General features: G+C 68.0%; 19 protein-coding genes. All 19 read right to left on the reverse strand.

Annotated elements, in window-relative coordinates:
• Nucleotides 1-80: 80 nt before the first annotated feature.
• On the reverse strand, nucleotides 81-527 hold the full coding sequence (locus NRF20_RS15095) for a DUF2550 domain-containing protein (protein ID WP_266365238.1): 447 nt from the start codon (nucleotides 525-527) through the stop codon (nucleotides 81-83).
• 140 nt (nucleotides 528-667) lie between these two features.
• On the reverse strand, nucleotides 668-1,042 hold the full coding sequence (locus NRF20_RS15100; protein WP_266357915.1) for a F0F1 ATP synthase subunit epsilon: 375 nt from the start codon (nucleotides 1,040-1,042) through the stop codon (nucleotides 668-670).
• Nucleotides 1,043-1,152: 110 nt separating this feature from the next.
• Nucleotides 1,153-2,595, reverse strand: coding sequence for a F0F1 ATP synthase subunit beta (gene atpD / locus NRF20_RS15105; protein WP_266357916.1), 1,443 nt, complete (start codon nucleotides 2,593-2,595; stop codon nucleotides 1,153-1,155).
• Entirely contained in the window at nucleotides 2,595-3,509 is a 915-nt protein-coding gene (locus NRF20_RS15110) for a F0F1 ATP synthase subunit gamma (protein ID WP_266357917.1), read from the reverse strand. The genes atpD and NRF20_RS15110 overlap by 1 nt, the downstream gene beginning before the upstream one ends.
• 3 nt (nucleotides 3,510-3,512) lie before the next feature.
• On the reverse strand, nucleotides 3,513-5,084 hold the full coding sequence (gene atpA / locus NRF20_RS15115; RefSeq protein ID WP_266357918.1) for a F0F1 ATP synthase subunit alpha: 1,572 nt from the start codon (nucleotides 5,082-5,084) through the stop codon (nucleotides 3,513-3,515).
• Between the two features lie 138 nt (nucleotides 5,085-5,222).
• On the reverse strand, nucleotides 5,223-6,038 hold the full coding sequence (locus NRF20_RS15120; protein ID WP_398633711.1) for a F0F1 ATP synthase subunit delta: 816 nt from the start codon (nucleotides 6,036-6,038) through the stop codon (nucleotides 5,223-5,225).
• On the reverse strand, nucleotides 6,035-6,580 hold the full coding sequence (locus tag NRF20_RS15125) for a F0F1 ATP synthase subunit B (protein WP_413752732.1): 546 nt from the start codon (nucleotides 6,578-6,580) through the stop codon (nucleotides 6,035-6,037). Before NRF20_RS15125 ends, NRF20_RS15120 begins: the two co-directional genes overlap by 4 nt.
• Before the next feature lie 42 nt (nucleotides 6,581-6,622).
• Nucleotides 6,623-6,886 carry an ATP synthase F0 subunit C gene (gene atpE, locus NRF20_RS15130; protein ID WP_266357922.1) on the reverse strand — a complete coding sequence of 88 codons (264 nt, stop codon included), beginning with the start codon at nucleotides 6,884-6,886 and terminating at the stop codon, nucleotides 6,623-6,625.
• An 81-nt stretch (nucleotides 6,887-6,967) separates the two neighbouring features.
• Complete coding sequence (gene atpB, locus NRF20_RS15135; RefSeq protein ID WP_266357923.1) at nucleotides 6,968-7,777, reverse strand: F0F1 ATP synthase subunit A; 810 nt, start codon at nucleotides 7,775-7,777, stop codon at nucleotides 6,968-6,970.
• A gap of 228 nt (nucleotides 7,778-8,005) precedes the next feature.
• Nucleotides 8,006-8,443 (reverse strand): hypothetical protein, encoded by a 438-nt coding sequence (locus tag NRF20_RS15140; protein ID WP_413752733.1) that lies wholly within the window; start codon nucleotides 8,441-8,443, stop codon nucleotides 8,006-8,008.
• A 262-nt stretch (nucleotides 8,444-8,705) separates the two neighbouring features.
• On the reverse strand, nucleotides 8,706-10,091 hold the full coding sequence (locus tag NRF20_RS15145; RefSeq protein WP_398633708.1) for an MraY family glycosyltransferase: 1,386 nt from the start codon (nucleotides 10,089-10,091) through the stop codon (nucleotides 8,706-8,708).
• Nucleotides 10,092-10,183: 92 nt separating this feature from the next.
• On the reverse strand, nucleotides 10,184-11,449 hold the full coding sequence (glyA, locus tag NRF20_RS15150) for a serine hydroxymethyltransferase (RefSeq protein ID WP_398633707.1): 1,266 nt from the start codon (nucleotides 11,447-11,449) through the stop codon (nucleotides 10,184-10,186).
• A gap of 156 nt (nucleotides 11,450-11,605) precedes the next feature.
• Nucleotides 11,606-12,247, reverse strand: a complete 642-nt coding sequence (locus tag NRF20_RS15155; RefSeq protein WP_329840020.1) for a protein-tyrosine-phosphatase — start codon at nucleotides 12,245-12,247, stop codon at nucleotides 11,606-11,608.
• Nucleotides 12,244-12,891 carry an L-threonylcarbamoyladenylate synthase gene (locus NRF20_RS15160; RefSeq protein WP_266357932.1) on the reverse strand — a complete coding sequence of 216 codons (648 nt, stop codon included), beginning with the start codon at nucleotides 12,889-12,891 and terminating at the stop codon, nucleotides 12,244-12,246. Before NRF20_RS15160 ends, NRF20_RS15155 begins: the two co-directional genes overlap by 4 nt.
• Nucleotides 12,892-12,955: 64 nt before the next feature.
• Nucleotides 12,956-13,801, reverse strand: coding sequence for a peptide chain release factor N(5)-glutamine methyltransferase (prmC, locus tag NRF20_RS15165; RefSeq protein ID WP_266357934.1), 846 nt, complete (start codon nucleotides 13,799-13,801; stop codon nucleotides 12,956-12,958).
• 42 nt (nucleotides 13,802-13,843) lie between these two features.
• Complete coding sequence (gene prfA, locus NRF20_RS15170) at nucleotides 13,844-14,920, reverse strand: peptide chain release factor 1 (RefSeq protein ID WP_398633706.1); 1,077 nt, start codon at nucleotides 14,918-14,920, stop codon at nucleotides 13,844-13,846.
• Nucleotides 14,921-15,075: 155 nt separating this feature from the next.
• A complete protein-coding gene (rpmE, locus tag NRF20_RS15175; protein ID WP_019764351.1) occupies nucleotides 15,076-15,300 on the reverse strand; it encodes a 50S ribosomal protein L31 in 225 nt (74 codons plus the stop codon).
• Nucleotides 15,301-15,442: 142 nt separating this feature from the next.
• Complete coding sequence (locus NRF20_RS15180) at nucleotides 15,443-16,546, reverse strand: LCP family protein (RefSeq protein WP_398633705.1); 1,104 nt, start codon at nucleotides 16,544-16,546, stop codon at nucleotides 15,443-15,445.
• 424 nt (nucleotides 16,547-16,970) lie between these two features.
• Nucleotides 16,971-18,989: a transcription termination factor Rho gene (gene rho / locus NRF20_RS15185; protein ID WP_398633704.1), complete on the reverse strand. Its 2,019-nt coding sequence runs from the start codon at nucleotides 18,987-18,989 to the stop codon at nucleotides 16,971-16,973.
• Nucleotides 18,990-19,367: the final 378 nt, after the last annotated feature.

Genomic DNA, 19,367 nt, shown 5'->3' on the forward strand with positions numbered 1-19,367 from the left:
GAGACAGGTCCGCCCCCCTGTCTCCCCGGTTTTTCGTCAGCTGCGGTACGGCCCGAGGCCACGTCGAACGAACCTCGGACTCAGGCCACGTTCACCCTCTGGCCGGGCGGAGCCGCCTCCAGCCAGGCGAGGAACCCGGTCAGCGCGTCCTCGCTCATGGCCAGCTCCAGGCGGGTCCCACGATGGAGACAGCCGAGCACCACGGCGTCGGACAGGAGCGCCAGTTCCTCCTCGCCCTCGGGCAGCCGACGGGCGACCACCTCGATCGCGGAACGCTCCAGGACCCGGCGCGGGCGGGGAGCGTACGAGAAGACCCGGAACCAGTCGATCCGGTCACCGCTGTACCGGGCGACCCCGTACACCCAGCCCTTGCCCGAGAGATCGGGCTCCTCCGGCACATTCCATCGCAGGCTGCAGTCGAAGGTCCCACCGGAGCGCTGAATCAGCCGCCGGCGCAGACCGAAGACGAAGAGACCAACCGCGATCAGTGCGACGACCAGCCCGCCCACCCACAGCGCGAGGTACATCTCCACCGACCTCCTCGCGTCGTCGAGTAACGGATACCGCCAGAACCGCACCTGCACCTGCATCGCCTCAGCCGCGGCACGGTCTGGAGTGGTCTCCAGCTCGGGCCGCGGCTGAGGGTAAAGCTACGTGTCGCGGTGCGCTAGCGCCCCGCCACCGCACGCAGTCGCACTTCGGCGCGCCGCTCGGAGGCGGCGTCCGTGTCCGACTTCGCACGCTCCAGCGCACGCTCGGCGCGCTGGACATCGATCTCGTCCGCCAGCTCCGCGATCTCCGCGAGCAGCGAGAGCTTGTCGTCCGCGAACGAGATGAAACCGCCGTGCACAGCGGCGACCACGGTCCCGCCGTCGCTCGTACGGATCGTCACCGGGCCCGATTCCAGCACACCCAGAAGCGGCTGGTGACCGGGCATGACGCCGATGTCGCCGGACGTGGTGCGCGCGACGACCAGGGTGGCCTCGCCGGACCAGACACTGCGGTCCGCGGCGACCAGCTCGACGTGCAGCTCAGCAGCCAAGGGTGGCTCCTCGGGTCACCACCCGGCCGTTCATGCCGGGTGTTGGGTCAATTCTACGGGGCGTGGTGAGGGGGACGGGACGCACCCGCCCCCCTCGGTGAGCCATGGGCTCAGGAGACGCCGAGCTCCTTGGCGTTGGCCTTGAGGTCCTCGATGCCACCGCACATGAAGAACGCCTGCTCCGGGAAGTGGTCGTACTCACCGTCGGCGATCGCGTTGAACGCGGCGATCGACTCGTCGAGCGGAACGTCCGAACCGTCCACGCCGGTGAACTGCTTGGCGACGTGGGTGTTCTGGGACAGGAATCGCTCGATGCGACGGGCGCGGAAGACCGTGAGCTTGTCCTCCTCGCCGAGCTCGTCCATACCGAGAATGGCGATGATGTCCTGGAGGTCCTTGTACTTCTGCAGGATTCCCTTGACCCGCATGGCGGTGTCGTAGTGGTCCTGCGCGATGTAACGCGGGTCCAGGATCCGGGACGTGGAGTCCAGCGGGTCCACGGCCGGGTAGATGCCCTTCTCGGAGATCGGACGGGAGAGAACCGTCGTCGCGTCGAGGTGGGCGAAGGTGGTGGCCGGGGCCGGGTCGGTCAGGTCGTCCGCGGGGACGTAGATCGCCTGCATCGAGGTGATCGAGTGACCGCGGGTCGACGTGATGCGCTCCTGCAGCAGACCCATCTCGTCGGCCAGGTTCGGCTGGTAACCCACCGCGGACGGCATACGGCCGAGCAGGGTGGACACCTCGGAGCCGGCCTGGGTGTACCGGAAGATGTTGTCGATGAAGAAGAGCACGTCCTGCTTCTGCACATCGCGGAAGTACTCCGCCATGGTCAGACCGGCCAGCGCCACACGAAGACGCGTGCCCGGCGGCTCGTCCATCTGGCCGAAGACAAGCGCCGTCTTGTCGATGACGCCCGAGTCGGTCATTTCCTCGATGAGGTCGTTGCCCTCACGGGTACGCTCACCGACGCCCGCGAACACCGACACACCGTCGTGGTTGTTGGCGACGCGGTAGATCATTTCCTGGATCAGAACGGTCTTGCCGACACCGGCACCACCGAACAGACCGATCTTTCCACCCTTGACGTACGGGGTGAGAAGGTCGATGACCTTGACGCCGGTCTCGAACATCTCGGTCTTGGACTCGAGCTGGTCGAAGTTGGGCGCCTTGCGGTGGATCGGCCAGCGCTCGGTGACCTCGGCCTCGGCCTCGGGCTTGTTCAGGATCTCGCCAAGGGTGTTGAACACCTTGCCCTTGGTGATGTCGCCGACCGGCACCGTGATGCCGGCGCCCGTGTCGGTCACCGGGGCCTGGCGGACCAGGCCGTCGGTGGGCTGCATCGAGATCGCGCGGATCACGCCGTCGCCGAGGTGCTGGGCGACCTCGAGCGTCAGCTTCTTGAGCTTGCCGTCCTCGGCCGGGTCGGCCACCTCGACGGTCAGCGCGTTGTAGATCTCCGGCATCGCGTCGACGGGGAACTCCACGTCGACGACCGGGCCGATGACCCGGGCGACGCGGCCCGTGGCAACGGCCGTCTCAACTGTGGTCGTCATTACTTGTCACTCCCCGCGGTCGCGTCGGCCAGCGCACTGGCACCACCGACGATCTCGCTGATTTCCTGGGTGATTTCGGCCTGGCGGGCCGCGTTGGCAAGCCGGGAGAGGCTCTTGATGAGCTCACCGGCGTTGTCGGTGGCCGACTTCATCGCGCGGCGGCGGGCAGCGTGCTCGGAAGCAGCGGCCTGCAGCAGCGCGTTGTAGATCCGGCTCTCGACGTACCGCGGAAGCAGGGCGTCTAGGACATCCTCCGCCGACGGCTCGAAGTCGAACAGCGGCAGGATCTCGCCCTTGCTGTCCTCGTCCTTCGTGGTGTCGAGGCTGAGCGGCAGCATCCGGTTGTCCACCGGGTTCTGCGTCATCATCGACACGAACTCCGTGAAGACGATGTGCAACTCGTCCACGCCGCCCTCGGCGGTCTCCTGGGTGACCGCTTCGATCAGCGGGGCCGCGGCCCGCTTCGCATCCGCGTACGTCGGGCTGTCGGTGAAGCCCGTCCACGAATCCGCGATCTTGCGCTCGCGGAAGCCGTAGTAGGCGACACCCTTGCGGCCGATCACATACGTGACGACCTCCTTGCCCTCGCTCCGCAGCCGCTCGGTCAGTCGCTCCGCGGCCTTGATGGCGTTGGAGGAGTAACCGCCGGCCAGACCGCGGTCGCTCGTGATGAGCAGGACCGCGGCCCGCGACGGAGCGTCGGCCTCGGTGGTCAGCGGGTGCTTGGTGGTGGAGCCGGTCGCCACCGCGGTCACCGCACGGGTGAGCTCGGTCGCGTACGGCGTCGACGCCGCCACCTTGCGCTGCGCCTTGACGATGCGCGAGGCGGCGATCATCTCCATCGCCTTGGTGATCTTCTTCGTGGCGGTGACGGAGCGAATGCGGCGCTTGTAAACGCGAAGCTGAGCGCCCATCGATCAGCCCTCGCCCAGGAGCTTGCCGTCCGAGGTCTCGAACTGCTGCTTGAAGGCGGCGACCGCGTCGGCGATCGACTGCAGCGTGTCGTCGGACATCTTGGCGCCCTCGGCGATGCTGGTCAGGAGGTCCTTGCGCTCGCGGCGCAGGTACTCCAGCAGCTCGCTCTCGAAGCGACGGATGTCCTCGACCGGGACGTCGTCCATCTTGCCGTTGGTGCCGGCCCAGATGGAGACGACCTGCTCCTCGACCGGGTACGGGGAGTACTGCGGCTGCTTCAGCAGCTCGACCATGCGCTTACCGCGCTCCAGCGACGCCTTGGAGGCCGCGTCCAGGTCGGAACCGAAGGCGGCGAACGCCTCCAGCTCGCGGTACTGGGCGAGGTCGACACGGAGTCGGCCGGAGACCTGGCGCATGGCCTTGTGCTGGGCGGAGCCACCGACACGGGAGACCGAGATACCGACGTTCAGGGCCGGACGCTGGCCGGCGTTGAACAGGTCGGACTCAAGGAAGCACTGGCCGTCGGTGATGGAGATGACGTTGGTCGGGATGAACGCCGACACGTCGTTCGCCTTGGTCTCGACGATCGGGAGGCCCGTCATCGAACCGGCGCCCATCTCGTCGGAGAGCTTCGCGCAGCGCTCCAGCAGACGCGAGTGCAGGTAGAAGACGTCGCCCGGGTAGGCCTCGCGGCCCGGCGGACGGCGCAGCAGAAGCGACACGGCGCGGTAGGCGTCGGCCTGCTTCGAGAGGTCGTCGAAGATGATCAGGACGTGCTTGCCCTGGTACATCCAGTGCTGACCGATGGCCGAACCGGTGTACGGCGCCAGGTACTTGAAGCCGGCCGGGTCGGACGCCGGGGCGGCGACGATGGTCGTGTACTCGAGCGCGCCGGCCTCTTCCAGGGCACCACGCACGGATGCGATGGTGGAACCCTTCTGACCGATGGCGACGTAGATGCAGCGCACCTGCTTGTTCACGTCGCCCGTGCGCCAGTTGTCGCGCTGGTTGATGATCGTGTCGACGGCCAGAGCGGTCTTACCCGTCTGACGGTCACCGATGATCAGCTGACGCTGGCCGCGGCCGATCGGCACCATGGCGTCGACGGCCTTGTAGCCGGTCTGCATCGGCTCGTGCACCGACTTACGGACCATGACGCCAGGGGCCTGCAGCTCGAGGGCGCGGCGGCTGTCGGTCGCGATCTCGCCGAGACCGTCGATCGGGTTGCCGAGCGGGTCGACGACGCGGCCGAGGTAACCCTCGCCGACGCCGACGGAGAGCACCTCACCGGTGCGCTGCACCGGCTGGCCCTCTTCGATGCCGCTGAACTCGCCGAGGACGATCGCACCGATCTCGCGCTCCTCGAGGTTGAGGGCGAGACCGAGGGTGCCGTCCTCGAACTTCAGCAGCTCGTTCGCCATGGCCGAGGGAAGACCCTCGACCTTTGCGATGCCGTCGCCGGCAACGCTGACCGTACCGACCTCCTCGCGCGAGGCCGCGTCCGGCTTGTACGACTGGACAAAGTTCTCCAGCGCGTCCCGGATCTCCTCCGGCCGGATCGTGAGCTCCGCCATCTGGGTTCCCTGCTCTCCTTGTTGGGCCCGAAGTTTCTTAAGGGGGTCTGGGGGCCGACCCCCAGGAATCTTCTGCAATTTCTGCACGGCCCAACCGGGCCGCTGGTCTTGCTCTGTTCTGTTGCTGCGCTGCGCTCGTCAGCCGGCCATGCGACGGGTCGCCTCGTCGAGGCGCTCCGCGATGGTGCCGTTGATGACCTCGTCACCGACCCGCACCGTGATCCCGCCGAGGACCGTGGGGTCCACATCGAGATTCAGGTGCATCGGCCGTCCGTAGATCTTCGCCAGTGCGGCGCCGAGACGCTGCTTCTGCTGATCGCTCAGCGGCACTGCCGAGGTGACCACGGCGACCATGCGGTCCCGGCGCTCCGCGGCAAGCTTGGAGAGGGACTCGAGTCCCGCTTCCAGGCTACGTCCACGCGGCTGGGTGACAAGCCGCACGACGACGCGCTCGGTGGTGGGCCGTGCCTTGCCGCCGAGCAGGCTGCGCAGCAGCTCGCTCTTGGCGGCGACGGACGCGGACCGGTTGGTGAGCGCGGCGCGCAGCTCCTTGTCGGAGGCGACGATCCGGCCGAACCGGAACAGCTCGTCCTCGACGTCGTCGAGGTCTCCGCTGCGCTGGGCGGCGGTGAGGTCTGCGGTGTTCGCCAGTTCCTCGACCGAGTCGACCAGGTCACGCGACTGCGACCAGCGGGAGCGGACCATGCCGGAGATCAGGTCGACGGTCTCGCCGCCCACCTGACCGCGCAGCAGTCGTCCGGCCAGCTCGGCCTTGGCCTCGCCGGCCTGCGACGGGTCGGTCAGGACTCGCCGCAGTGAGACCTCGCGCTGGAGCAGCGCCGTTACGGCGGCCAGCTCCTCGGCGAGCTTCGCCGCGTCGACCGACGTGCTGTCGGTCAGCGCGTCGAGACGCTCACGTGCGGCACCCAGTGCCTCGCGGCTCGCGCCGTTCATCGGACAGCCTCGGCCTTCGCCTCGAGCTCATCGAGGAAACGGTCGACGGTGCCGCTCTGCCGGGCGTGGTCCTCGAGGGACTCGCCGACGAGCTTGCCGGCCAGGTCGGTGGCGAGCTTGCCCACGTCCTGACGCAGCGCGGAAGCCGCAGCCTTGCGGTCGGCCTCGATCTGGGCGTGACCGGCAGCGATGATCTCCTCGCGCTGCCGCTGGCCTTCCGCCCGCATCTCCTGCAGGATCACGGCGCCCTGCTCCTGCGCCTCCTGGCGCAGACGAGCGGCCTCGTGCCGGGCCTCGGCGAGCTGAGCCTTGTACTGCTCCAGCACACTCTCGGCCTCGAGCTTGGCCGCGTCGGCCTTCTCGATGCCACCCTCGATCGCCTCACGGCGCTCATCCAGAACCTTGTTGATGTTCGGAAGGAGCTTCTTCGCGAGGAAGCCGAAGACAATGGCAAAGGCGAGCAGACCGATGACCAGCTCGTCGAGATGCGGGACGAGGGGATTCTGGGTCTCCGCCTCCGCCGCAAGGAACAGAGCGTTCACATCAGTGCCTTCCATAAAAGGGGTTGGGCTTGTCGGTCCGGCTTACTGGTAGACGAAGCCCATGACGATGCCGATGAGGGCAAGCGCCTCGCAGAAGGCGAAACCCATGATCTGGTTGGTACGGATCAGGCCGGCAGCTTCGGGCTGACGGGCCAGGGCCTGGGTGCCGTTACCGAAGATGATGCCGACGCCGACGCCGGGGCCGATCGCCGCGAGGCCGTAGCCGATCGAGGCGACGTTGCCAACCACGTTGGTCTTGGCGGAACCGTCAGCGGCGAGGTTGACCAATTCGAGAGCAGCGGACATGCCGTTACTTCCTTCTCTTTCACGGACCCGGTGGGGGTTGGCCACCGGACGTCTGGTTGGACTGATGAGCTGTGGGCTGGCTCAGTGGCTCTCTGCGAGCGCGCCCTGGATGTAGCTGGAGGCCAGGAGCACGAAGACGTACGCCTGGACGGCCTGGATGAACAGTTCGAACAGGGTCATCACGAGGACCATGACGAACGACACGGTGCCGTAGGCGATGCCGATGCCGTTCATCAGGTACCAGCTTGCGATCGTGAACATCACGATCAGCAGGTGACCGGCGAACATGTTCGCAAAGAGCCGGACCGCGTGGGTGAAGGGCCGGATCAGCAGGTTCGAGAAGAACTCGATCACGACGACCAGCGGCATGACCCAGCCGAGCGACTTGTCGTAGCCGGTGATGTTCTTCCAGCCGCCGACGAAGCCGTGCTTCTTGAAGGTCAGGCTGACCCACAGGACGTACACGATCAGCGCCAGACCGGCCGGGAAGGCGATCAGCGAGGTGACCGGGAACTGGGCGAGCGGAATGATCGACCAGAGGTTGAGCATCCACACGAAGAAGAACAGGGACACCATCAGCGGGACGTACTTCTCGCCGTCCTTCTTGCCGATGATCTCGTAGACGATGCCGCGGCGGACGAAGTCGTAACCCGCCTCACCGACCATCTGGACCTTGCCTGGCACCAGCTTCGGCTTGTTGAACGTCGCCCAGAAGAAGGCGACGATCAGGATCGAGGCCAGCAGCGCGAGCAGCATCGGCTTGGTGAAGTCGAAGCTGCCCACGGAGAACATGGGCTCGTACAGGAAGGTGTGGAGGCCCGGTGCCGGGAACCCGCATCCGGAGAAAAGGTGGCAGCTCGCATCAAAGGCAAGCGTTGTGTCAGCACTCACCGCGGGCTCCTTCAGCGTGGCGCATAGGTACGGCAACCTCGTTGTGTCGGCGCGGCGCGCAGCCGCGGGTCGGCACTGGACTGGTGGTCTTACGGACGTGGGCGGGGCGGTTCGACATCGAGCCTCGCGCTGGGACAGGCGTCAGCTCGCATGCCCGCGCCCGCAGTGCCGCAGTTGGAACCGGACGATAGCAGGGTCGTGAACCCGCACTTATCCCGCCCCTACCCTTCACGACTTCGAACCCGCGTTCTGGGGCTTTTCACCCTTGTCGGCCTCGGGTTCGACGTAAAGGATCTTGGCCTTCATGTATGCGCGCGCCTGTGCGGCAATCCACACGAGCGTGGTCGCGACCAACGTGATCGCAAAGGCCTTCGGGTTGAACATCGTGGTGTCCTTGAAGGACGCGACGAAGATGAACAGCAACAGGAGCTGTGCCGTGTAGAGCATCAGCCCCATCGCCTGGAACAGCTGCGGGAAGGACTTGGCGGTCCATTGCAGGACCCCGAGTCCGATCCCCATGAAGAGGATCACCACGATCGCCGCAACGACCGCGCCCAGGGCTCCCTTGCCACCAGCAACGCCAGCACTGACGGCAGCGGCAACAGCGCCGGCGACAGCGGTGGGTACGGCGGCTTGAAGGAGAGTCCGGACGTCGTTGGACGGCATGGCGGCAGCTCCGCTTGCAGGGGGTGGGCAGGGTGTCGTCATGGACGAGCGTAGGCCCGGTCCGAGTCGATGCCTCGGGCCGATGGACCGTGGTACTCAGGTCCTTCAACTCCGTCACCGGGCTTCGTGAACGGTATCACAAACTATTTGATGAGGTCTTTACCAAGAAAGTGTGCTTGCTGTCACACATGAGAATGAATCCGCGCGTGTGAGCAAGACAACTCAACGCATTGTCTGGTAATGCCCCTCGATGACCGAATCGTCAGTGCGAGGAATCAGCCTTATCTCTGTCCGAAATACGCGAACGGGGGCCGATGGCAGTCGCCCCGTTGACGCCGGAGACTCCCACGACGATCGGGGCTCGCTCCGGGAGCTCGCGCCCCTCCTGCCCCATCTGCGTCTCCAGCGGCCCCTGTTGGGCCTCGTGTGCGGATGAGGGTTCCGCCTCGGGCACCTCGTCCTCGCTGCGGCGACGGCGGTAGCGGGGCGGTACGAAGCGTTCCGCCCAGTACGGCGCCCGCGGGGTGAAACGGGGCATCAGCAGCAGTACGAGGCCCAGCGCGCTCAGCCCCATGATCACCAGCACGATCCACAGGGACGCCGAGTGCACGGAGTAGCCGACCGCGCCGAAGGCGATCAGGGCCGACCAGAAGTACATGATCAGCACAGACCTGCTGTGCGAATGGCCGATCTCCAGCAGCCGGTGGTGCAGATGGCCGCGGTCCGCCGCGAACGGCGACTGGCCGTTCCATGTGCGCCGCACGATCGCCAGCACCAGGTCGGCGGCCGGGATCGCGATGATGGTCAGCGGCAGCAGCAGCGGGATGAAGACCGGCAGCATCGCGTGGGTGGCCTCCCGCTCACTGCCGGCGAAGAGCTTCATCGTGTCCGGGTCGACCTGTCCGGTGACCGAAATCGCACCCGCCGCGAGCACCAGGCCGATCAGCATCGAACCCGAGTCGCCCATGAAGATCCGGGCCGGATGCATGTTGTGCGGCAGAAAGCCCAGGCACATGCCCATCAGGATCGCCGTGAAGAGCGTCGCGGGGGCCGCCGCCTCGATCATGTGCCCGTACCAGAGCCGGTACGTGTACAGGAAGAACGCGGCGGAGGCGATACACACCATGCCTGCCGCGAGACCGTCCAGGCCGTCGACGAAGTTGACCGCGTTGATGGTGATGACGACCAGGGCGACCGTGAGCAGTGTTCCCTGCCATTGGGTGAGCGCGACGGTGCCCACGCCGGGGATCGGCAGCCACAGGATCGTCAGGCCCTGGATGACCATGACCGCGGCGGCGATCATCTGCCCGCCGAGCTTGATCAGTGCGTCGATCTCGAACTTGTCGTCCAGAACACCGATCAGCCAGATCAGCGCGGCCCCGGAGAGCAGCGCCTGCGGTTCGTTGGAGAGCTGGAAGACGCTGTCAAGGTTGGACAGATGGTCCGCGACGATCAGTCCGGCGCACAGTCCGCCGAACATGGCGATGCCACCGAGCCTCGGTGTCGGTTCTCGGTGGACGTCACGCGCACGGATCGCGGGCATCGCCCCGACCGCGATGGCGAACTTGCGCACCGGGCCGGTCAGCAGATAGGTAACCGCGGCCGTGACACAGAGCGTCAGCAGGTAATCACGCACGGGCTGCCCCATAGATTTCGCCGGCCATCTCAGCCCACACCTTAACTACGTCGGGCTCATGGTTGAGGACACGGAGGCCGGGCCGATGGTTGCACGGACCACGTCTACCCCGGATAGGGCGGATATTTCCGGGCCAGTTCCTGAACCTCCGCGCGGATGTCGCCCTCCTCACGTACCGCCGCTCCGAAGAGCACGGCCAGCCGTGCCATGTCGGCGTCGTCCATGCCCTGGGTGGTGACGGCTGCGGTACCGAGTCTGATGCCCCGGGCGTCCCCGTACGGAAGCGCGCAGGTGTCCAGCACCAGGCCCGCCCCCGCCAGCCGGGTACGGGCAGTGGGCCCGTCGACGCCCAGCGGAGCCGGGTCCGCGACGATCAGGTGGGTGTCCGTGCCGCCCGTGGTGACCTCGAAGCCCTCGGCCTCCAGACCTGCGGCCAGCACCCGGGCATGGGCCACCACCCGATGGGCGTACGCCGTGAACGCCTCAGTGGCCGCCTCCCCGAACGCGACGGCCTTCGCGGCGACCGTGTGCATCTGCGCGCCGCCCTGGGTGAACGGGAAGACCGCCCGGTCGATCCGCTCGGCCAGCTCCGCACCGCACAGGATCATCCCGCCGCGCGGACCGCGCAGCACCTTGTGCGTGGTCGCGCAGACCACGTCGGCGTACGGGACGGGGCTCGGCGCCGCTCCCCCGGCGATCAGCCCCATCGGATGCGCGGCATCGGCGATGAGATACGCGCCCACCTCGTCGGCGATCTCCCGGAACAGTTCGTAGTCGGGATGGCGGGGGTACGAGATCGAGCCGCTGACGATCGCCTTGGGACGGTGCGCACGGGCCAGGGTGCGCACCTGCTCGTAGTCGATCAGGCCGCTCTCGGAGTCCACCCCGTAACCGACGAACTCGAACCAGCGGCCGGAGAAGTTGGCGGGCGAGCCGTGGGTGAGATGTCCGCCGTACGGGAGTCCCATCGCGAGCACCGTGTCGCCGGGGCGCAGCAGGGCCGCGTACGCGGCGAGGACGGCGGAGGAGCCGGAGTGCGCCTGGACGTTGGCGTGTTCGGCGCCGAAGAGCGAGGTGGCCCGCCGACAGGCGATGCGTTCGGCGGCGTCGGCCTGCTCGCAGCCGCCGTGGTAGCGGGCGCCGGGGTAGCCCTCGGCGTACTTGTTGGCCAGCGGTGAGCCGAGGGCGGCGAGGACCGCGGGCGAGGTGAAGTTCTCGGCGGCGATCAGCTGCAGGGTGCTCGACTGCCGCTGCAGCTCCTCCAGCAGCACGGCGGCGATCTCCGGGTCCTCCCGGAGCAGGGCGCCGAAATCCTGCGGCAGGGCGTTCCCGGCGGCGAAGGTGGGTGCGGCAGGAGTGGTGACCGGCATCTGACGGCTCCGGGCCTGGGGAGGGGTGCGCTGACGTCAGCTCCAATGTAGGCCCGTGACGGCCCCCCTGCCTGCTGTGCGGCGACGCCGTACACCCGTTGGGCCCCTGGTACCGGGCCCGTGTGTACGGCCGTCAGAGTGGCGCAGGCGCAAGCGTCAGTGCGGGGCGGGTACGCCGGTCAGTGCGGTGACGACCGGGTCGAGGGCCTGGTTGATCTCGTCGCCGATGGACCGGAAGAACGTGATCGGGGCGCCGTACGGGTCGTACACCTCGTCGGCATCGGCGGTGGGGGCCAGCAGCCAGCCGCGCAACGCGGCCGCGGCACGGACCAGTGCGCGGGCGCGCTCGACCACACCCTCGTCGCGCGGGTCGGGCAGCGTGGCGGGGTCTATGGCCCGGACCAGCCGGGTGAATTCCTTGAGGGTGAAGGTCCGCAGGCCGGCCGAGTGACCCATCGAGATCACTTGTGCCCGGTGGTCGCGGGTGGCGGTGAGCACCAGGTCGGCACGGATCACATGCTCGTCGAGCAGTTCCCGGCCGACGAAGCCGGTGGTGTCGGCGCCGAAGTCGGCCAGGACGATCTCGGCATTGGCTTCCATGGGGGCGCCTTCGTGGCCCCAGGTGCCCGCACTCTCCACGATCAGTCCGCCGCTGAGCGGATCGCCGAGGCGGTCCACCAGGGCGTGCCGGGTCAGCCGCTCGGTGATCGGTGAGCGGCAGACATTGCCGGTGCTGACGTGGAGGATGCGGAAAGTGTCGGCCTGCCCCGCTATGCCACGCCCCTCAGGGGCGGTCAATTGGCCACCTCGAGGTCGGGTACCACCTTGCGGAGTTCCTCGACGGAGAGCGCACCGGCGCGCAGCAGTACGGGGACCTTGCCGGTCACATCGACGATCGACGAGGGCACGATGCCGGGCGTCGCGCCGCCGTCGAGGTAGACGGAGACGGAGTCGCCGAGCATCTCCTGGGCGGCGTCGCAGTCCTCGGGGGCCGGGTGTCCGGTGAGGTTGGCGCTGGAGACGGCCATTGGGCCGACCTCGGTGAGCAGCTCGATGGCGACCGGGTGCAGCGGCATCCGGATGGCGACGGTGCCGCGGGTGTCCCCGAGGTCCCACTGCAGCGACGGCTGGTGCTTGGCGACGAGCGTGAGAGCACCGGGCCAGAAGGCGTCGACGAGCTCCCAGGCCTGCTCGGAGAAGTCGGTGACCAGTCCGTGCAGGGTGTTCGGGGAGCCGATCAGGACGGGCGTCGGCATGTTGCGGCCGCGGCCCTTGGCGTCCAGCAGGTCGGCGACGCCCTCGGAACTGAAGGCGTCCGCACCGATCCCGTACACGGTGTCGGTGGGCAGCACGACCAGTTCGCCGCGGCGGACGGCCGACGCGGCCTCACGCAGACCCGTCGTACGGTCGGTCGCGTCGTTGCAGTCGTATCGCCGTGCCATCAGCCGGCCTCCTCAAGCATGTACGGGTATGGCGGGTACGGGTCGTGCGGGTGGTGGCAGCCGGTCACGGCATGGCCTTGCGGGCCGTGGCGAACCGCGGCCGGTTGTTCAGGTCGGGATGGTCGGCCGCATCGGCCCAGCCGCGTTCCTCCGTGAAGATCCACGGCACCTGGCCGCCCTGGGTGTCGGCGTGCTCGATGACGACGAGGCCGCCGGGACGCAGCAGGCGGTGTGCGGTGCGTTCGATGCCGCGGATGGTGTCGAGGCCGTCCTCGCCGGAGAAGAGGGCCATCTCCGGGTCGTGGTCACGGGCCTCGGGTGCCACGTACTCCCATTCGGTGAGCGGGATGTACGGCGGGTTGGAGATGACCAGGTCGACCTGGCCGTCGAGCTCGGGAACGGCCGTGAGCGCGTCTTGGTGGTGCACGGTGACCCGCGACCCCTCGGCGTTCTTCCTGGTCCACTTCACGGCGTCGTCGGAGAGCTCGACGGCGTGCACGCGCGAGCGGGGAACCTCCTGCGCCATGGCCAGGGCGATGGCGCCCGATCCGCTGCAGAGGTCGACGATGAGCGGCTCGACGACATCCATCGCGCGGACGGCGTCTATCGCCCAGCCGACGACCGATTCGGTCTCCGGACGGGGGACGAAGACACCGGGTCCGACCTGTAGCTCCAGGTAGCGGAAGAAGGCGCGTCCGGTGATGTGCTGCAGCGGTTCGCGGGCCTCGCGGCGGGCGATGGCCTCCCAGTAGCGGGCGTCGAAGTCGGCGTCCGGCACACGGTGCAGCTCGCCCCGCTTGACGCCGTGCACGAACGCGGCGAGCTCCTCCGCGTCGAATCGCGGTGAAGGCACACCGGCGTCGGCCAGCCGCTGGGTGGCCTGGGCCACCTCGGCGAGCAGCAGGTTCATCGCGGTTCTCCGTACGGGGTTACGGGCGGGGCGGGCTCGGTCTTATGCGGCGGCGAGCTTGGCGGCGGAGTCGGCGTCGACACAGGCCTGGATCACGGTATCCAGGTCGCCGTCGAGCACCTGGTCCAAGTTGTACGCCTTGAAGCCGACGCGGTGGTCCGAGATCCGGTTTTCCGGGAAGTTGTATGTACGGATCTTCTCGGAACGGTCGACCGTACGCACCTGGCTGCGTCGTACGTCCGAAGCTTCCTGCTCGGCGGCTTCCTGGGCGGCCGCGAGCAGTCGCGAACGCAGGATACGCATGGCCTGCTCCTTGTTCTGGAGCTGACTCTTCTCGTTCTGGCAGGAGGCGACGACGCCGGTCGGCAGGTGGGTGATGCGGACCGCCGAGTCCGTGGTGTTGACGGACTGGCCGCCGGGGCCCGAGGAGCGGTAGACGTCGATACGGAGATCGTTGGCGTGGATCTCGACGTCGACCTCCTCGGCCTCGGGTGTGACGAGCACACCGGCGGCCGAGGTGTGGATACGGCCCTGGGACTCGGTGGACGGCACCCGCTGCACGCGGTGCACCCCGCCCTCGTACTTCAGCCGGGCCCACACGCCCTGGCCGGGCTCGGTGGCGCCGTTGCCGCCCTTGGTCTTCACGGCGACCTGGACGTCCTTGTAGCCGCCGAGCTCGGACTCGGTGGAGTCGATGATCTCGGTCTTCCAGCCGACGCGCTCGGCGTAGCGCAGATACATCCGCAGCAGATCGCCGGCGAACAGGGCGGACTCGTCGCCGCCCGCGCCCGCCTTGATCTCCAGGAGCACGTCCTTGTCGTCGCTGGGGTCGCGCGGGACCAGGAGGAGGCGGAGCTTCTCGGTGAGCTCTTCGCGCTGCTTCTCCAGGTCCTTGACCTCGGCGGCGAAGTCGGGGTCGTCGGCGGCGAGCTCGCGCGCCGTCTCGATGTCGTCCCCGGCCTGCTTCCAGGAGCGGTACGTGCCGACGATCGGGGTCAGCTCGGCGTAGCGCTTGTTGAGCCTGCGCGCGTTGGCCTGGTCGGCGTGGACCGCCGGGTCCGCGAGCTTCTTCTCAAGATCGGCCTGTTCACCGATCAGTTCCTCGACCGCCTCGAACATCTTCGGGCTCCTGGTTTCTTCACTCAAACGTGCCTGCTGGACAGCCTGATGCTGTCCGGGCCCGGGTACGGGGACGGCCCGTACCCCGGGCCGGAAAAAAACGCCGGTCCCGACGCCCCCGGGAAGAGGGCGCCGAGAACCGGCGCAGTGGCTCGCTACTTGCTGGCGGAGCCGGCAGCCTTGCCGAAGCGGGCCTCGAAGCGGGCCACGCGGCCACCGGTGTCGAGGATCTTCTGCTTGCCCGTGTAGAACGGGTGGCACTCGGAGCAGACATCGGCGCGGATGGTGCCGCCGTCGATGGTGCTCCGGGTCGTGAACGACGCGCCACAGGTGCAGCTGACCTGCGTCTCGACGTACTCGGGGTGGATGTCGCGCTTCAAGGGTTTCTCCTAGGTTCGGGAGGGCGCCGGGTCGTACGCGCGGATTGCGCGTCCGTGAACCGGGGCCGACGTACCAGTCTGCCAGGACCGGCCGTATCTCCCAAAACCGGGGGCGGGCCGCAACTATTCCCGGCCTGCCCTGTCACTGGACGATGCCGCCCGCGACACCCTTGTCGCCCGCCGACTTCTCAGTGGCGGAGGCGGGGATGGCCTTGTCGTGCTTGAGCGCCGCCCACACCTGCTGGGCGGATTCCTCCAGCGGTACGACGCGGTTCGGGTCCGCCGGGTCGTACTGCACGGGCAGGGTGACCATGTGGACGTCCTTGGAGCCGAGCCCCTTGAGGCCGTTCGCGAAGCTGGTGAGCTGCTCGACCGAACCCAGGTCGGAGTCGGTGGTGACGGCCTTTGTCGCCGTGTTCGCGAGGTCGAAGAGAGTCTTCGGATTCGAGAACACCCCGACGCTCTTGACCTGTTCCATCAGCGCCTTGATGAACGCCTGCTGGAGCTGGATACGGCCGAGGTCGCTGCCGTCGCCGACGCTCTTGCGGGTGCGGACGAGGCCCAGCGACTGCTCGCCGTCGAGCGTGTGGGTGCCGGGTTCCAGATTCAGATGGCTCTTGGAGTCGTTGATCGCCTTCGTGGTGGTGATCTTCACGCCGCCCAGCTCGTCGATGAGCTTCTTGAAACCGGTGAAGTCGACTTCGAGGTAGTGGTCCATGCGGATGCCGGACATGGACTCGACGGTCTTGACCGCGCAGGCCGGTCCGCCGACCTCGTACGCCGTGTTGAACATCGCGCGCTGCTCGCCCGCGACAGGCTGCCCACTGGTGTCGCTGGTGCAGTCGGGGCGGGTGATGAGCGTGTCGCGCGGGATGGAGACGACGGAGGCGCTCTTGTGGCCCTTGTTGATGTGCACGACCATTGCGGTGTCGGAACGGGCCGTGCCCTCGTCGGCGCCGTACTTCGAGTTCGCGCCGGAGCGGGAGTCCGAGCCGAGTACGAGGATGTCCTCGGAGCCGTTGTCGACGTTGTCGGGGCGGTTCTTTCCGAGCGCCGCGTTGATGTCGACGGCCTTGAGATTGCCGTTGAGCTTGAAGTAGGCGTATCCGAGCCCGCCCCCGCCGACGACCACGGCACCGGCCAGGGTCCAGGCGGCGATCACCGTCACCCTGCGGCGACGGGAAGGCCTCTTCCGGCGTTTGCCGGTGGGGCGTATTCGGCCGCCGCTCCCGCTCTGCTCGGTCATCCGTCTCCTTCTGTCGTCAGCTTCTCCCGGCCAGGGCCTGTCCGGCCCTGATCCGCCGGGGCAGGCCCTGGCCCCTGCAGCGGTGTTCGGGCACTGGTTTCGTCGGCTTCGGCGACTTGCTGCCACTTCGTACGACGTCGCGGCACGAAGAAGGGTTGCACAGCGACCTGTCACGTCCGTGTGAGGACAAAAGGGACGCGCGACCTTGATGAACAGCTGGTGATCCCGCGCTCACCTGCGGTTTCTTGCCAGGTGCAGACATCGTGGTGACCCCTGTCGTCGTGGCGGTTGTGTGGCGAAGGTCTCGGATCGGTCGAAAGGGTCGAATCGACTGCGTCACATTCGCGGGTCCTGCGACGCAGGGCCGCCCTCGCCACCGGAGTGACGAGGGCGGCCCTGTGATTCAGCCGATCCGGGGACGACGTCAGTCGTTGCCGTTGCCCGGAGCCGGCGTCGTCTTCTGGATCTGGAGCAGGAACTCCGCGTTGGACTGGGTCTTCTTCATCCGGTCCAGGAGGAGCTCGATCGCCTGCTGCTGGTCGAGCGCGTGCAGCACCCGGCGCAGCTTCCAGACAATGGCCAACTCGTCACTGCCGAGCAGGATTTCTTCCTTACGGGTGCTGGACGCGTCGACGTCCACCGCCGGGAAGATGCGCTTGTCCGAGAGCTTCCGGTCGAGCTTGAGCTCCATGTTGCCGGTGCCCTTGAACTCCTCGAAGATCACCTCGTCCATGCGCGAGCCGGTCTCGACGAGCGCGGTGGCCAGGATGGTCAGCGAACCGCCGTCCTCGATGTTGCGCGCGGCACCGAAGAAGCGCTTCGGCGGGTACAGCGCGGTCGAGTCGACACCACCGGACAGGATGCGGCCGGATGCCGGGGCCGCGAGGTTGTACGCACGGCCGAGGCGGGTGATCGAGTCCAGCAGGACGACCACGTCGTGGCCCAGCTCGACGAGACGCTTGGCGCGCTCGATGGCCAGCTCGGCGACGGTGGTGTGGTCCTCGGCGGGACGGTCGAAGGTCGAGGAGATGACCTCGCCCTTCACCGACCGCTGCATGTCGGTGACCTCTTCCGGACGCTCGTCGACCAGAACGACCATCAGGTGGCACTCGGGGCTGTTGACCGTGATCGCGTTGGCGATCGCCTGCAGGATCATGGTCTTGCCGGTCTTCGGCGGGGCCACGATCAGGCCTCGCTGGCCCTTGCCGATCGGTGCGACCAGGTCGATGATCCGCGTCGTCAGGACGTTGGAGTCGGTCTCCAGGCGGAGCCTGTCCTGCGGGTAGAGCGGGGTCAGCTTCTGGAACTCCGGGCGGCCGCGGCCGGTTTCGGGCGCCATGCCGTTGACCGAGTCGAGGCGGACCAGCGCGTTGAACTTCTCGCGACGCTCGCCGTCCTTGGGCTGGCGCACCGCACCGGTGACGTGGTCACCCTTGCGCAGGCCGTTCTTGCGGACCTGGGCGAGCGAGACGTACACGTCGTTCGGGCCCGGCAGGTAGCCGGAGGTCCGGATGAACGCGTAGTTGTCGAGGATGTCCAGGATGCCCGCGACGGGGATCAGGATGTCGTCGTCGGAGACGGAAACCTCGCTGGCGAAGTCCTCGCGGCCACGGCGGCCACGGCGGTCGCGGTAGCGGCCGCGACGACCGCGACGACCGCCTGCCTCGTCGTCGTAACCGTCGTCCTGCGGGCCGCCGCCCTGCTGCTGGCCCTGGCGCTGCTGGCGCTGGCCGCCCTGCTGGCCCTGGCCACCGCCCTGCTCGTCGCCCTTGCCGCGGCGGTCGCGCTGACGGTCGCGGCGCTCCCCGCGCTCGCCGCGCTCCTGACGGTCGCCCCGCTGGCCGCGGTCCTGGCGGTCGCCCCGGCGGCCCTCGGCCGTGTCGGCGGCGGCTTCGGCCTTGGCGTCGGTGCGGTCGTCGCTCTTCGGCTCGGCCTGCGTCTCCGCCTTGGCCTCGGCGGCCGGCTTGCTCTCCGCCTTGGTCTCCGGGCTGCCCGCCTGAGCGGTCGCACGGCGCCGACGACGCTCACCCGTGGGCTGGTCGTCACTGGCCGGCTGGCCGGGGATGTCGATCTGCTGCTGCGCGGCGGCCTTCTCGGCGGGCGCGGCGGCCGCGGACTCGTCCACGGTGCGCGCCTTGGAGGTGGCACGGCGCTTCGGCTTGGTCTCGGCATCCGCGGCGGGCGCGGCGGCCTTGGGCGCGGCGGAGCTACCGGCCTGCGCCTCCTTGATGACCTCGATCAGCTGGCCCTTGCGCATCCGCGCAGTGCCCTTGATGCCGAGGCCGGACGCGACCTGCTGCAGCTCGGCCAGGACCATGCCGTCAAGGCCGGTGCCGGAGCGGCGGCGCCGTGCGGTGGTGCCAGTGGCAGCACCTTCGGCGGGCGCAGCGCTGTCGACGCTCTTGTCGGCAGTCACGCCCATCAGATCGGTGGTGTCGCTCACGAAGGGTCCTTCCCTGGAGCGGACGTCGGCCTTCTGGCTCGGCGACCGGTTGTGCTGTCCGACTGCGGTCTGTGATCTTGCGGATCGCGGACCGTGCCGGGGCGGTGGTCCGCCGGGTACGGCGGAGAGATGAAGGTGTGCAAGGGTCCGGCGCGAGCATCCCCCTGCTCGGCCCACTCCTGGACAAGCGAGGGGTGTCGTGCCGGTTCCGGAGCGTGCACGAAACTGCTCAGGCAGGCTGCTCAGGCAGTTGGGGAGGCTCCCGGAAGAATTGGTGGTCCCGGAAAGGGACACGAAGCAACGCGCCACATAGACGTCGGTTGCAGACTTGAGGTTAACACTACCGGCTCCAACAAACATTCCCCCTCTCACTCACCG

It is taken from the genome of Streptomyces sp. R-74717, from assembly GCF_047305335.1.
Classification (GTDB): domain Bacteria; phylum Actinomycetota; class Actinomycetes; order Streptomycetales; family Streptomycetaceae; genus Streptomyces; species Streptomyces atratus.

What these genes read in the sequence shown, in the direction of transcription:
- glyA (WP_398633707.1), bottom strand. Translation starts at nt 11,449, where the DNA reads ATGCCGGTCACCACTCCTGCCGCACCCACCTTCGCCGCCGGGAACGCC.
- NRF20_RS15140 (WP_413752733.1), bottom strand. Translation starts at nt 8,443, where the DNA reads ATGCCGTCCAACGACGTCCGGACTCTCCTTCAAGCCGCCGTACCCACC.
- NRF20_RS15120 (WP_398633711.1), bottom strand. Translation starts at nt 6,038, where the DNA reads ATGAACGGCGCGAGCCGCGAGGCACTGGGTGCCGCACGTGAGCGTCTC.
- NRF20_RS15145 (WP_398633708.1), bottom strand. Translation starts at nt 10,091, where the DNA reads ATGGGGCAGCCCGTGCGTGATTACCTGCTGACGCTCTGTGTCACGGCC.
- atpA (WP_266357918.1), bottom strand. Translation starts at nt 5,084, where the DNA reads ATGGCGGAGCTCACGATCCGGCCGGAGGAGATCCGGGACGCGCTGGAG.
- NRF20_RS15180 (WP_398633705.1), bottom strand. Translation starts at nt 16,546, where the DNA reads ATGACCGAGCAGAGCGGGAGCGGCGGCCGAATACGCCCCACCGGCAAA.
- NRF20_RS15110 (WP_266357917.1), bottom strand. Translation starts at nt 3,509, where the DNA reads ATGGGCGCTCAGCTTCGCGTTTACAAGCGCCGCATTCGCTCCGTCACC.
- prfA (WP_398633706.1), bottom strand. Translation starts at nt 14,920, where the DNA reads ATGTTCGAGGCGGTCGAGGAACTGATCGGTGAACAGGCCGATCTTGAG.
- atpE (WP_266357922.1), bottom strand. Translation starts at nt 6,886, where the DNA reads ATGTCCGCTGCTCTCGAATTGGTCAACCTCGCCGCTGACGGTTCCGCC.
- NRF20_RS15160 (WP_266357932.1), bottom strand. Translation starts at nt 12,891, where the DNA reads ATGGCACGGCGATACGACTGCAACGACGCGACCGACCGTACGACGGGT.
- prmC (WP_266357934.1), bottom strand. Translation starts at nt 13,801, where the DNA reads ATGAACCTGCTGCTCGCCGAGGTGGCCCAGGCCACCCAGCGGCTGGCC.
- atpD (WP_266357916.1), bottom strand. Translation starts at nt 2,595, where the DNA reads ATGACGACCACAGTTGAGACGGCCGTTGCCACGGGCCGCGTCGCCCGG.
- NRF20_RS15095 (WP_266365238.1), bottom strand. Translation starts at nt 527, where the DNA reads ATGTACCTCGCGCTGTGGGTGGGCGGGCTGGTCGTCGCACTGATCGCG.